Raw genomic sequence first — 13,155 nt, forward strand, 5'->3', positions numbered from 1 at the left:
GCTAGCCTCCCGTCTTTTAACCAGAGTGGGATTTTCGATAGTTTAATGGAGAAACGTTGAATTTTTTCTTGAAACAAAGTGAGAAATAGGCACTACTTTGAAACCCACATTGACGAGAAACGTCAGCCATTGAAAGATTCGTCTTAATTAGATAAGCAGCGGCTTTCTCTAAACGATAGTTCGCCAGATATTCCAGTGGTGTCAGGTTAAAAACTTGTTTCATGCAACGGATAATGTAGTTCTCGTGAAAGTGAAACTGTTGTGACAGCAGAGCGTTCGTGATGCTTTCATGATAATTCTGCTTTAAATATAGTTCGACATTTTCCGCTAATTCAATTGAGCCAGTTTTAGCATAGCTTTGTTCCTCTAAGGTTTTTAAAAGTTGGGTAAAACGTTTTTGATTGTCCCAAAAAACAATCGCCTTTTTCTCGCCTTTGGTTCCTAACAATAGCCGATCTAATAAAGCAAAAATAAATTTAGAATCAGCTAGTTTTTGAAATTTATTGAGGTGAAGGGTGTAATCCTCATTGTGATAATGAAGTTCCGGCATATGGACGCCGGAAGAGAGGACGATGGGATTTTCTGCTAACTGCCAATTTCCTTCGTAATAAAAGTGCAGCCAATAAAATTGCGTGTCCTCAGTACAAGGTTTTGTAGCGTAGTGGTGGTTGTGGGGATTTAAAATAAGCATTTCACCGGCTCGTACTTCGTAAGGTATAGCTTCTTCTGTTAAAAACAAGCAGCCTTTAATCACAAACAAGAGATCAAAGTAAGGCAGACCGCTTCGATTAGGATGTTGCTGACCAGCAGAATATTGGGTGATGTTTCCTTCCACAAAAGTTGGGAAGGGAGGGACAACCAGCGAGAGTATCAAATTTTTTTTCATTTCAACCTCCATAGTGTGAAATATTATAAATTGAAGTTGAATCTCTATAACTAATAAAAGCGATTTCATTTTATAATATACACGAATAGAGGAGATAAAACAATCGTTTTAATAAACTGAAGGAGGATCCGATGAAGGCGAAACTGTCTACAAATAAGGGAAATCGACTAAGTTCAATCGATACGAGATTATATGGATCATTTGTAGAACACATGGGAAGAGCAGTTTATGGAGGTATCTATGATCCTGACCATCCTATGTCGGATAGTGATGGTTTTCGAGATGATGTTAAGGAATTAATCAAGGAATTAAATGTGCCCTTGATACGTTATCCCGGAGGAAATTTTCTTTCTGGCTACAACTGGGAAGATGGGATTGGTCCCGTTGCTGAACGGCCTACTCGTTTGGACTTAGCTTGGCAAGCCATTGAGACTAACGAAGTTGGCTTGCATGAGTTTATGAATTGGTCTAAAGGAGTCGACGCCCAAGTAAATATGGGGGTTAATCTGGGCACTAGAGGGATCGATGCAGCTCGTAATTTAGTTGAATATTGTAATTTTCCTAAGGGAACTCACTGGAGCAACTTAAGACGCCAAAATGGTGCCGAAGAACCCTTCAATATTAAAACTTGGTGTCTAGGTAATGAAATGGACGGACCGTGGCAGATTGGTGCTAAAACTGCGACAGAATATGGTCGTTTAGCCTGTGAAACAGCGAAAGTCATGAAATTAGTTGATGAAAGCATCGAGTTAGTTGTGTGTGGAACCTCCATCAGTACAATGCCAACTTTCGGTTCTTGGGAACAGACAGTCTTAGAGCACACTTATGAGCATGTTGATTATCTCTCTTTACACATGTACTACGGAAATGCTGAAAATGATCTAGAAAACTATTTGGCGAAATCTTTGGATATGGATCGATTTATCAAAGGCGTGGTGGCTATCTGTGATTCAGTTAAAGCCCGCAAGCGCAGCAAAAAGACCATCAACTTAGCCTTTGATGAGTGGAATATTTGGTATCACACCTTAGAGAGTGATAATCAAGTGGAAAAATGGCAAAAAGGTCGGCCAATTTTAGAGGATGTTTATAATTTTGAGGATGCTTTGGTGGTGGGTTGTCTATTAATCACCCTGCTGAAAAATAGTGATCGAGTCAAAATTGCCTGCTTGGCACAGTTAGTCAATGTGATTGCACCAATTATGACCGAAACTGGCGGAGCAGTCTGGAAGCAAACAACGTTCTATCCGTTTCAGCAAGTATCTAATTTTGGTCGAGGAAATGTTCTAGTCAGTCAGATTGAGTCCGAAAAATACGATTGTCGGGATTTCACAGATGTACCTTATTTAGAAAGTGTCGTTGTGGAAAATCATGAAGCCAATGAATTAGTTGTTTTTGCAGTAAATCGTGCGCAAGAAACGATGGAGACTATTTTGGATTTTGGCGATTTTGAGGTGAGCGAGTTGATTGAACATTCTGCCTTGAAAGGTTTCCCAGTCAAAATGATCAATGAAAAAAATCAAAATCGGGTAGCGCCGGTAAATGAACAAAATAGCTTCAATAAAGTAGCAGGCAGTGTCGTGTTAGCGCCGTTATCATGGAATATGATGCGGTTTAGACTAAAGAGTAACTAAAAAATGATAAAGCGAGGGGTATAAAATGTTCAAAAAAATCTTAACAGGTGCATTAGTAACATTAGCAAGTGTTTCTTTATTAGCTGGTTGTGGTTCGGGTTCTGGTGATAAGGCAGATTCAGGCTCTGATGGGGATAAAGTAAAAATTCGCTTTGCGTTATGGGATAAGTTCCCCCAAAACATCATCGATGAATTCAATAAAAAATATCCTAATATTGAGTTGGAAATTGTACAAACACCTGATTCTGATTATTCACAGAAAGTTAACCAGATGTTGGTGGGTGGAACGGCGCCAGACGTCATTTTAGCCTTTGAAACAGACTTACCGAAATTTGCAGAATCTGGTGCGGTTATTTCGTTAGAAGATTACTTAAAAGACTCAAAAGAAATTGACTCCAGCGACTTTATTCCAGCTGTGGATAAATTGAATCAAGAAACAGGCGGCAGCTATGGGTTACCTTGGTGCTACGCTTCAGAAATCCTTTTCTATAATAAAGATATGTTTGATGCAGCCGGTGTCGATTATCCTACTGCTGACTGGACTTGGGAAGATTTTGAAAAAGCAGCTGAAAAACTGACCATCAAAGATGGCGACAAAGTGACACAATGGGGCGCTGATTCCTTGAGCTTCCGAGGCTTATGGTGGTCACTAGCAGGCCAAGGTGGCGATGATGTCGTGAAAGACGGTAAATTAGCTTTAGGTGACGGTTTACGTTCCGCGTTAGAATATCAAAACACTTTGACGAATGACCTAAAAGTAAGTCCAGAACCGTCTGCCGGAGATTCAGTTGCCGATCTATTTACTGCTGGACAAGCAGCTATGACTCGTACTGGTAGCTGGATGACAGGCCAATACAAAGATTTGGAATTTAACTGGGATATTGAAACATTGCCAAAAGGTGAACGTGCCTACAACTCGCTTCATACAGGTTTTTACACAATCAATGCTGCTAGCAAGCATAAAGACGAAGCTTGGAAATTCATTGAATTTATGATGAGTGAAGAAGGCCAAACGCTTAACTCCCAATGGGGGAATAATCCATCAGCATTGAAGTCAATCGCCGCACAAGGTGCTTATAAGAATGAAGGTACCAATGGTCCGACTAACTGGGACGCTATTGAACGATCTGGTGAAGAAGGCGAGTTTGGTTACACCTTAGTAAACGCTGGGACAACTACGAACTTAGTCAATCAATTTGATGCCTATTTGCTAGGAACAACTAAACTTGATGAAATCTTTGATAAGTATATTCCACAAGCAAACCAAGAAATCGAAGACAATCAGTAAACTGTAAACTATCAAGTGGGGCGGGTTTAGCCGCCTGCTCCGCCTTGATTTAGAAAAGGGGCGTACATATGGCAGGAAAAACAAAAAAATCACGGCAGGGACTAAAAGATACTTTGACGGCCTACGGATTTCTTTCTCCTTGGATCGTGGGCTTCATCTTTTTCACTGGTGGACCGATCCTCATGTCATTTTTATTAAGTTTAACGAAATGGAACCTACTAGGAGATCCCAAATTTGTAGGTTTTGATAATTATCGGCAATTATTTAGCGCAAATTCAGACTTTTTGGAGACACTAAAAATCACGTTCCTCTTCACTATTTTGAACGTGGTGGTAACAGTTGGTGCATCACTTTTCCTTGCAGTTCTTTTGAATTTTAAAGTGAAGTTTATCGGTATTTTTCAATTTTTCTATTTTGTGCCAGCAGTTATGCCATCAGTTGTAATGACTAGTTGCTTTATCTTAATGTTTAATAATCAGTTAGGTATCGTCAACTATTTCCTTTCACAAATTGGCATCAATGCGCCAAACTGGTTAGGAAATCCCCAACTAGTTTGGGTGGTGGTTGGAATCGCCAGTATTTTTACCTTCTCAACTGGCCAAATGATGTTGATTTTCAACTCAAGTCTAAAAGAAGTACCAGTAGAGCTTTATGAAGCGGCTGATTTAGATGGCGCGAATGCTTGGCAACGTTTTAGAAATGTCACGCTTCCATCGATTTCACCTATTTTACTTTTCAATGTAGTAGTGGCTACGGTTAATTCCTTTAATGGCGCCTTTACACTACTGTATCCATTGACAGGTGGCGGGCCAGGTAATGCAACCAAAGTATTGAGTTTGCAAATTTACGAAAAAGCCTTCCGTCAATTTGATATGGGGACGGCTTCAACATTGGCATTCATCATGTTCATTATTGTAGCGTTGATTTCAGTTCTACAATTTAAACTTTCAGATGATAAAGTAAATTATGGTTAAGGTGGGGTGTGAAAAATGAGAAAAGATTATTCTTCTAAAGGGGTCAAGATTCTCCAATATGCGGTGTTAATTTTCTTTGCCATTCTGATGTTCTTTCCGATTTTCTGGATTTTTTCTAGCTCTCTTAAGACGCTGAATGGTATCAGTGAGTTTCCGCCTAAAATTTTCCCGACACAACCGCAATGGGAAAACTATATTGAGGTTCTTAAACGTAGTGATGCACTGACTTATTTGAAAAACAGTTTGATTTTATTAGTAGGGAATACGGTAGGAACCTTATTATCTAGTTCGATTGTTGCGTATCCATTAGCCCGAATGGAATTTAAAGGTAAAGGCGTTATTTTCGGGATGATTTTGGCAACCATGATGGTCCCAACCGTTACGTTGGTTATTCCTCAATTTATCTTGTTTAGAAATTTAGGTTGGTTGGATAGCTTTTTACCAATGATCGTTCCTAGCTTCTTTGCTTTTCCATACAATGTCTTTTTATTCCGTCAATTCTTCAAAACGATTCCTAAGAGTATTGATGAATCGGCGATGTTAGATGGTTGTACGAAATTGCAAGTGTTCACTAAGGTCTTGGTTCCTTTAGCCAAACCGATTTTTATCACTGTGGGTGTTTTATCCGCGATTTTCTGGTGGAACGAGCTTTTCCAACCACTGATCTTTATTGACTCAGAGAATCTTAAGCCGTTGACGGTAGGGGCGCTAACTGCTTTCAAATTAGAAGGTGGTCAGAACCAAACAGCTTGGAACCTACAGATGGCTTTTGCCATGATTATGGCGATTCCGCCGATGGTTTTATATATGTTTGCTTCAAAACATTTAGTAGCCGGGATCAAAACATCTGGCATGAAAGATTAAACGAAGTGGTTGAGCGGATCGTAGGATCAGGCTCAACTGCTTTTTTGAACTAGGAGGTAAAGCGATGCAAATAGAAGTACAAGGTGGGCTGTGGCAGCATTATCAAACGCTGGTAACGGAAAAAATGTTGCCGTATCAATGGGCGGCTTTAAATGATCAGTTACCTGAAACACCAGCCAGTCATGTGATGGCTAATTTTAAAAAAGCAGCGGCGGGCATTAGAGAAGACTATCAAGGAATAAAATTTGGAGATAGCGACCTCTATAAGTGGCTTGAGGCTGCTTCTTATACGTTAGGAAAAACAGAAGATAAAAGGTTGCAAGCACATGTCAATGAAGCCATTAGTTGGATTCGCAAAGCGCAACTAGCAGACGGCTACTTAAATACTTTTTATCAGATTGATCAAGGTGTGGATAAAAGATGGACCAACTTGCGGGATAACCATGAATTATACTGTGGGGGTCATTTGGTTGAAGCGGCGGTGGCGCACTATACGGCAACTGGGGAAACAGCCTTGCTGGAAGTTGCAGAAAAATTTGCCCATCATATTTTAACCACCTTTCAAGAAGGGAGTCCCCAAGAAGGTGGTTATCCAGGTCATGAAGAGATTGAATTAGCCTTGTTACGCTTATATCAAGTAACCACGAATAAAGAATATCTGGAGCTGGCAGGGAATTTTATCCAGCATCGAGGTCAAAAGCCTAATTATTTTGACCAAGAAGCAAAACAATATAACCACGGCATTCAAACATGGTGGGGGGACAATCACCGCTATTCGCAAGCGCATGAACCGATCTTAGCTCAAACAGAAGCGGTGGGCCATGCAGTTCGGGCCATGTATCTTTACACCGCATTGGCCGACTTTGCTAGAATTAAACAGGATAAACAATTGACGGAGAAGCTTTTAGATTTTTGGCAAGATGTTACTACTCGTAAAATGACAATCAATGGGGGCATCGGTGGAACCGCGTGGGGAGAGGCTTTTTCAGAAGCTTACGATTTACCTAATGATACCGCCTATAATGAAACATGTGCTTCGATTGGTCTGGTCTTTTGGGCGGAAAAGATGTTTGAACTGACAGGGGCGGCCCATTTTATCGATATTCTTGAAAAAGCACTTTATAATGGTTGTTTATGTGGTATGGATCAAGAAGGTGAGCATTTCTTTTATGTCAATCCCTTAGAAGTTACTGGCACTAGCTGTTCACGAAAAGATCACGACCATGTAAAAGGTCAACGACAATCATGGTTTGGTTGTGCTTGTTGTCCGCCTAATCTTGCTCGTTTGATCCAATCTATCGAAAATTATCACTACTATCAAAAACAGCAGCGGCTGTATTTGAATGTTTATGGAGAGAGCACGTTTGCTAGCGGGGTAGCTGCGCAAGGAACCCAGTTCAAGATGAAACAAGTCACCAATTACCCATGGGCAGGTTCAATAGAGCTGACAATTGAAGAAAATGGTGGGCAAATCAATGAATTAGCCCTTAGAATTCCAGCTTGGGTGAAGGCAGCGAAAGTCTATTTTAATGGGAAAATTATCCCTAATCAAGTAGAGCAAGGCTATCTACTTTTGGCAGCTGATTTTCAAAGGGATGACAAAATCCAATTGTTCTTTGATATGCCGGTAGTGGCTAATTATGCGAATGAACGGGTTCCTGAGCTTGTGGGGAAAGTTGCTGTAACACGCGGACCACTGGTCTACGCTGTGGAAACCGTGGATAATGGGACTGATTTGGCAAATATTTATATTTCAGAAGTTACTGGCAGTCAATTATTGTCGAATTTTCCAATTGGTGACAGTTTAGGTATTCAGCTAGAAGGTCAACAACGCAAATCCGTTGGTAGCCTATATATGGTGGAAAAGCCTAGTTTTGAAAGGAAAGAGCTTAAGCTGGTTCCCTACTTTTTGTGGGGAAATCGTGGAGCCGGAGACATGCGAATTTGGCTGAATCAAAAAAATTAAAAACGTACCTCGTTAGAAGTTATGCTAACGAGGTACGTTTATTTTTGCCATTCTTTTAACAAACGAAAACTGAAGATACCGGAAGTCAGTAGTAATAAAAATAGATACAATAGGGCAATAATCAAGGAATCTACCAGGGCAACCACTAGGGCACCTCCTGCATCGATCAAGAGGGCAATAGAGAAATGCTGAAAGAGCGGGCTATCTTTTTTAAACAGTAGCGTACTTAAGGCACTGCCTTGTTTTCTAAAATAAAAACCGACTGCAGCTAAAATAATGGCAAGTAAGATGAAAAGAATACGTAACATCAGCAAGTTCCTTTCTATAAAGAAAAAGCAACTTGTCCGAAGACAAATTGCTTGTTTCAATCAAAGGGTAATATCCGTTAATGCCGTTATTCGTCCTATAGTATTGATCCCGCAAATTCTAGCAGGTGGGTTCCACGGTCTAAGCATCGAACTACCAAAAGAAAAGGCGTGTCACCAGCCTTGACACAAGACGGATCCCAATATATCAATAAAAATGTTCGGTCAACACACAGAAAGGACAACTCGTACATCACAGAATTCCCATCTCTATAATAGCATAGGCACCCTAAAAGAGCAATGGGAATGCTTCGTTATTGAAAGCGTTTAATGATGCTCGTTTTTCTTCCAATCCTGAATACGATCGTACTGCTGTTTCAGCGCTTGTTCATATTTACCGGTAGTTTTAGGCTGGTAATAATGAACGTCTTTTAATGTATCCGGCAAATATTGTTGGTCCACCCAGGCTTGTTCAAAGTCATGTGGATACTGATAGCCAATGCCTCGCTGTAATGCTTTGGCCCCTTGGTAATGACTATCTCGCAAATGATCCGGTACGGCGCCGGCTTTTCCGGCGCGAATATCAGCTAAAGCAGCGTCAATAGCTAGGTAGGCCGAATTTGATTTCGGTGATAGGCATAGGTCAACGACTGCTTCGGCAAGAGGAATCCGCGCTTCGGGAAAGCCTAACTTTTCAGCAGCTTGGACGGCAGCGACGGTTCGCTGGGCCGCTGCGGGATTTCCTAAACCAACGTCCTCATAAGCCATCACCATCAAACGACGGCTAATAATTGCCAACTCACCGGCTTCAATCAAGCGCCCTAAATAATGAAGTGCCGCATCTACATCGCTTCCGCGAACCGACTTTTGCAAAGCTGAGATCACATCATAATGCGCATCACCGTCTTTATCGTGAGTCAGGGCTTTTCGTTGCAGGCACTCTTCGATAATAGCCAGGTCAATCAGAATAATGCCATCAGTGGCGGGAGTGGAGCGAACGGCCAATTCTAAGCCATTCAACGCACTGCGGAGATCCCCATTGGTAGCGCGTGCGAGATGAGCGCGCGCTTCAGGCGTTAATTGGACGGGCTCATTGCCTAGTCCTCGTTCTTTATCAGATAAGGCTTGATCAACTGCTTTTAAGAGATCCGCTTCTGAAAGTGGTTTGACTTCAAAAATCTGGGTCCGGCTGCGGATCGCGGGATTGATGGTGATATAAGGATTCTCAGTTGTCGCGCCAATCATAATGATACGGCCGCTTTCTAAATGTGGTAATAAAAAATCTTGTTTCGTTTTATCTAAACGATGGACTTCATCTAATAGTAAAATAACGGTGCCGCTCATTTTAGCTTCTTCGGCGACGATTTGGAGATCTTTTTTTGTATCGGTTGCGGCATTCAACATGCGAAAGGCATATTGGGTAGAACCGGCGATGGCACTGGCAATACTGGTTTTCCCGGTGCCAGGTGGTCCATAAAGAATCATAGAGGTCAGCATTTTGGCATCCACCATTCGGCGAATAATTTTCCCGGGTCCCACTAAGTGTTCTTGACCAAAAACTTCGTCTAAAACCCGTGGCCGCATTCGGTAAGCAAGAGGCTGTTGCACATTGATTCCCCCTTTAAATAAGATACCTTAAGTATAGCACAATCTCACGAGATAAAACAGAACGTACATTCGCCATAAAAACGGCGTGGTTTCTAGCGTGATGGGCCTTCTTCGTGTATGATAAAGAAGGTGAAGCAAATGAATGAAATGAAGGAATTTTTTCAACAAGCAACGACGCCGGAATTGGCGGAGTATTTATTAGGTATGTATTTAGAACACGAGACGCCCATGGGCAAATTAGGTGGGTATATCGTCGACTGTGAGGACTATTTAGGGCCCGATGATGAAGCAGCTCATAGCTTCGGTATGCGTCAAACTAAGCGCGTGCAGGCCATGTATGGGCCGCCAGGAACTATCTACCTTTATACGATGCATACCCATTTAATTTTGAATATTATTGCGCGAGAAGCCGGTCTGCCGCAAGGAGTCATGCTTCGCGGTTTTGAACCGGTGGCAGGACTAGCTTTGATGGAAGAAAATCGTGGTGGTCGTAAAGGCCCCGAGGTTAGTAATGGCCCTGGCAAATTAGTAGCAGCTTTAGCTGTTACAAAAGATTTTTATGGCCAATCGATTTTTGATAGTCGGCTACACTTGGTACCGGAAAAACGCCGTTATCCGCAAGTAGTCGAAAAGTTGCCACGGGTGGGCATCCCTAATAAGGGTCAATGGACAGACATGCCCTTGCGTTATACGGTCAAAGGTAATCCTTACGTAACGGGGCAACGGAAACAAGCATATTTACCAAACAATGGATGGAGAGACGAAGATGAAAATGGATTTAGTATCATTTCTAGAAACAAATAGCCAACAGTTGGCCGAATATGAACCAGAAGTGGTTTGGGATAAACGCAATAGTACCATCGAATTGACATTTCGCCTTTTTGCAGAAAATCAGCAACAATTTGTGATTGACGATGTAGACGGGACGGAGACAGCGGAAGAAATCATTGAATTTGAAGATGGCGTGCTTTTTTATTGGCCAGGTAAATCACGTTTTGCGGAAGCGGACTATGTCAAAACGATTCCTTTTGACGGCAAGAAAGGTCTGCCACAAAATGTGGTGGTGGGTATTTTAAATTATTTAGCGGAAGTTTTAGCCAATGGTCAAAGTGATCTTTTAGACTTTTTGACCGATGAAAAGGCTGAAATTTTTGAGCTGCATTGGGATGAAGACAAATTTCAGCAAGCAGTGGCGGCAACGCCAACAACCTTGATTCCATACCCAAGTTTTTAGGAGGATACAAACATGAAGTGGACAGAAATCAAAGCCGAAGTGACTAGCGAAGCAGTCGAGGCCGTTTCAAATATTATGATGGAAGCAGGAGCTAGTGGTGTCGCCATTGAAGATGCCCTAGATGTGGCGCATTTCAAGAGTGATAAATATGGCGAACTATTGGATAAAGAACATTTTGATTATATTTCAGAAGGCGCAATTGTGGCGGCTTACTTTCCAGAAACAAGCTTCTTACCGGAAATTCTACCCTTTATCAAAGCTAGTATTACCAAATTACCAGAGTTTGGGCTAGCGGTTGGCGCGAACCAAGTGACGGTTAGCGAAGTGGCGGAAAGTGATTGGGCTACAGCCTGGAAGAAATACTACCATCCAGTGCGCATCACGCGTTTTTTGACGGTAGCACCTAGCTGGGAAAATTATACAGGTGACAAGCTTGAATCGGTGATTCGTTTAGACCCCGGGATGGCTTTTGGTACCGGTACACATCCCACTACCCGTTTGTCCTTACAAGCCTTGGAAACTGTGATTCGTGGTGGCGAAAAGGTGATTGATGTCGGAACCGGTTCTGGTGTTTTAAGTATTGCGGCCAAGTATTTAGGTGCCGATCAAGTCTTAGCTTATGATCTAGACGAGGTTGCCGTAAAAGCAGCTTTGGAGAATATGGCCCTTAATCCGGTGGCAGAAGATGTTCAAGTAGCGGCCAATGATTTACTGCAAGGTGTAACGGAAGCAGCTGATGTGATTGTGGCGAATATTTTAGCCGATATCATTATTCGCCTCTTGCCAGATGCTTGGCGTTTATTAAAAGACCAGGGGCGTTTAATTTTATCGGGAATTATTGAAGACAAAAAAGATTTAGTATTGGAAGAAGCTTATGCATTGGGCTTTGAAGTGGATCAGCTTTTGCAGCAGGCTGATTGGTTTGCCCTAATTTTGAAAAAACCGGAGGAAGCCTAATGCAGCGTTATTTTGTGGAACGTAGCCACCCAGCGCGGATCACAGGGGAAAATGTGCATCATGTTCGTCATGTGATGCGGATGAAGGTCGGAGATCAGGTTTATCTGACGTATCCTGATGGAGCCTCCGTGGTAGCCGCGATTACTGATCTTACAGAAGATGAGGTCCTTTTACAGGAGCTTTATCCAGAAGAGCAGCAAAAGGAGCTGCCAATTCAAGTTAGTATTGCTTGTGGTTTTCCAAAGGGCGATAAATTGGAGCTGATTACGCAAAAAACTACTGAATTAGGTGCCTTTGAGATTATGGCCTTTCCGGCTAAGACCTCGGTGGTGAAATGGGATCAGAAAAAGAGACAGAACAAGCAAGCGCGGCTGCAGAAAATTGCGCAAGAAGCAGCAGAACAATCTCACCGTCAGCAGATTCCGACGGTACGCTTGCTGGATCAAGATATCACTTCACGCTTCAGCGATTATGACCAAGTGCTAATCGCCTATGAAGAATCAGCAAAGCAAGGCGAACAGGCTATTTTGGCCCAGGTCTTACAGAACCTTACAGCCGGGGAGCGGCTGTTGGTGGTTTTCGGCCCAGAAGGTGGTTTTACGCCTGCCGAAATTGAAAAATATCAAGCAGCCGGTGCCCGACTTTGCGGCTTAGGACCGCGTATTTTACGAGCGGAGACCGCACCTTTATACGTATTGAGTGCAGCTAGCTATCAGTGGGAGCTGCTATAGGATTTAGGAGGATGGATTTTGGAGTCTTGGGTCATTGATCAAAACGATTTGACAGATGCACAATTAAAACAGCTGGCAACCGAGGCAATTTTAGCGGGCGTGAGCCAGATTACCACGCTGCCAAGCTATCTACCACGCTTGAAGATGCTAACGCGTCAGCAAATCGCACTGCGGGGACTAGCGGATTATCCTTTAGGTCAAGGAACATTAGCTAAGCAGGCCTTTGAAGTCGCCCAGCTTTTTCAGCAAGGCGCAGCTAGTGTTGCAATTGTTTTACCCGCCCAGCTATTGTCGGCTGATCCTGCGGTCTTTCAAACGTTTCAGGAAACATTAGTGCCACTGGCGCTGGCTTGGGGAGAGTTGCTTTTCTTAGTGTCTACAAAAGATTTGAAAGAACTGGCTAAAATCACGGCTGCACAACGGCTGCGGGAGTTAGGCGTTCGCCGGGTAATCCTATGTGGTGAAACGGCTGAAGATTTGTTACATGATGTCAGCATTTTTCGTTTAGATGGCGGTGCCGATTTAGTGATTGAGGCCCACGGAGACGAGTCGGTAGATCCGGAGGCTTTTCAAGCGCAAGGAGGCAATCGGCTGCATGTGATTCGCCGCCTCAAGGATTGAAAAAAGTTGTTGGAATCGTTATAATACCTATAATTAGTCAAGTATTAGGCTAAAAGCTGTGTGGATAGTTGATCTACTCGGCTTTTAGCC

At 42.6% G+C, this 13,155-nt stretch carries 13 protein-coding genes and 1 other RNA gene; 10 read left to right on the plus strand and 4 right to left on the minus strand.

Annotated elements, in window-relative coordinates:
- Window positions 1-16 precede the first annotated feature (16 nt).
- Window positions 17-886: a helix-turn-helix transcriptional regulator gene (locus ECA01S_RS08980; RefSeq protein WP_067394240.1), complete on the minus strand. Its 870-nt coding sequence runs from the start codon at window positions 884-886 to the stop codon at window positions 17-19.
- 131 nt (window positions 887-1,017) lie between these two features.
- On the opposite strand from ECA01S_RS08980, the gene arfA reads away from it, so the two are divergent.
- The 5 genes from arfA (at window position 1,018) to ECA01S_RS09005 (ending at window position 7,609) form a co-directional block, all read left to right on the plus strand.
- Window positions 1,018-2,517, plus strand: coding sequence for an arabinosylfuranosidase ArfA (gene arfA, locus ECA01S_RS08985; RefSeq protein WP_067394243.1), 1,500 nt, complete (start codon window positions 1,018-1,020; stop codon window positions 2,515-2,517).
- Window positions 2,518-2,542: 25 nt separating this feature from the next.
- The gene (locus ECA01S_RS08990) at window positions 2,543-3,805 is read left to right on the plus strand and encodes an ABC transporter substrate-binding protein (RefSeq protein WP_067394245.1); all 1,263 of its coding nucleotides are present in this window, start codon (window positions 2,543-2,545) and stop codon (window positions 3,803-3,805) included.
- 68 nt (window positions 3,806-3,873) lie between these two features.
- Window positions 3,874-4,779 (plus strand): carbohydrate ABC transporter permease, encoded by a 906-nt coding sequence (locus ECA01S_RS08995; RefSeq protein ID WP_067394247.1) that lies wholly within the window; start codon window positions 3,874-3,876, stop codon window positions 4,777-4,779.
- 15 nt (window positions 4,780-4,794) lie between these two features.
- Window positions 4,795-5,643 (plus strand): carbohydrate ABC transporter permease, encoded by an 849-nt coding sequence (locus tag ECA01S_RS09000; protein ID WP_067394248.1) that lies wholly within the window; start codon window positions 4,795-4,797, stop codon window positions 5,641-5,643.
- 64 nt (window positions 5,644-5,707) lie between these two features.
- Window positions 5,708-7,609, plus strand: coding sequence for a glycoside hydrolase family 127 protein (locus tag ECA01S_RS09005; RefSeq protein WP_067394249.1), 1,902 nt, complete (start codon window positions 5,708-5,710; stop codon window positions 7,607-7,609).
- Between the two features lie 38 nt (window positions 7,610-7,647).
- Here the strand turns inward: ECA01S_RS09005 and ECA01S_RS09010 are convergent, their stop codons facing one another.
- The 3 genes from ECA01S_RS09010 to ECA01S_RS09020 form a co-directional block, all read right to left on the minus strand.
- Window positions 7,648-7,917: a hypothetical protein gene (locus ECA01S_RS09010; RefSeq protein WP_067394251.1), complete on the minus strand. Its 270-nt coding sequence runs from the start codon at window positions 7,915-7,917 to the stop codon at window positions 7,648-7,650.
- Between the two features lie 67 nt (window positions 7,918-7,984).
- A non-coding RNA gene (ssrS, locus tag ECA01S_RS09015) (6S RNA) lies at window positions 7,985-8,179 on the minus strand.
- Between the two features lie 62 nt (window positions 8,180-8,241).
- The gene (locus tag ECA01S_RS09020; protein ID WP_067394253.1) at window positions 8,242-9,522 is read right to left on the minus strand and encodes a replication-associated recombination protein A; all 1,281 of its coding nucleotides are present in this window, start codon (window positions 9,520-9,522) and stop codon (window positions 8,242-8,244) included.
- A gap of 138 nt (window positions 9,523-9,660) precedes the next feature.
- Here ECA01S_RS09020 and ECA01S_RS09025 point away from each other — a divergent pair, with 138 nt between their 5' ends.
- The 5 genes from ECA01S_RS09025 to ECA01S_RS09045 are packed head-to-tail and all read left to right on the plus strand — an operon-like array spanning window position 9,661 to window position 13,065.
- Window positions 9,661-10,326: a DNA-3-methyladenine glycosylase gene (locus tag ECA01S_RS09025; RefSeq protein WP_143139576.1), complete on the plus strand. Its 666-nt coding sequence runs from the start codon at window positions 9,661-9,663 to the stop codon at window positions 10,324-10,326.
- Window positions 10,289-10,756 carry a DUF3013 family protein gene (locus ECA01S_RS09030; protein ID WP_067394258.1) on the plus strand — a complete coding sequence of 156 codons (468 nt, stop codon included), beginning with the start codon at window positions 10,289-10,291 and terminating at the stop codon, window positions 10,754-10,756. Before ECA01S_RS09025 ends, ECA01S_RS09030 begins: the two co-directional genes overlap by 38 nt.
- A gap of 12 nt (window positions 10,757-10,768) precedes the next feature.
- Window positions 10,769-11,713: a 50S ribosomal protein L11 methyltransferase gene (gene prmA / locus ECA01S_RS09035; RefSeq protein WP_067394260.1), complete on the plus strand. Its 945-nt coding sequence runs from the start codon at window positions 10,769-10,771 to the stop codon at window positions 11,711-11,713.
- Window positions 11,713-12,444, plus strand: coding sequence for a 16S rRNA (uracil(1498)-N(3))-methyltransferase (locus tag ECA01S_RS09040; protein ID WP_067394263.1), 732 nt, complete (start codon window positions 11,713-11,715; stop codon window positions 12,442-12,444). The genes prmA and ECA01S_RS09040 overlap by 1 nt, the downstream gene beginning before the upstream one ends.
- A gap of 18 nt (window positions 12,445-12,462) precedes the next feature.
- Window positions 12,463-13,065, plus strand: a complete 603-nt coding sequence (locus ECA01S_RS09045; protein ID WP_067394266.1) for a beta/alpha barrel domain-containing protein — start codon at window positions 12,463-12,465, stop codon at window positions 13,063-13,065.
- Window positions 13,066-13,155 lie beyond the last annotated feature (90 nt).

Origin of the sequence: Enterococcus canis NBRC 100695, assembly GCF_001544375.1 — a bacterium.
Classification (GTDB): Bacteria; Bacillota; Bacilli; order Lactobacillales; family Enterococcaceae; genus Enterococcus_H; species Enterococcus_H canis.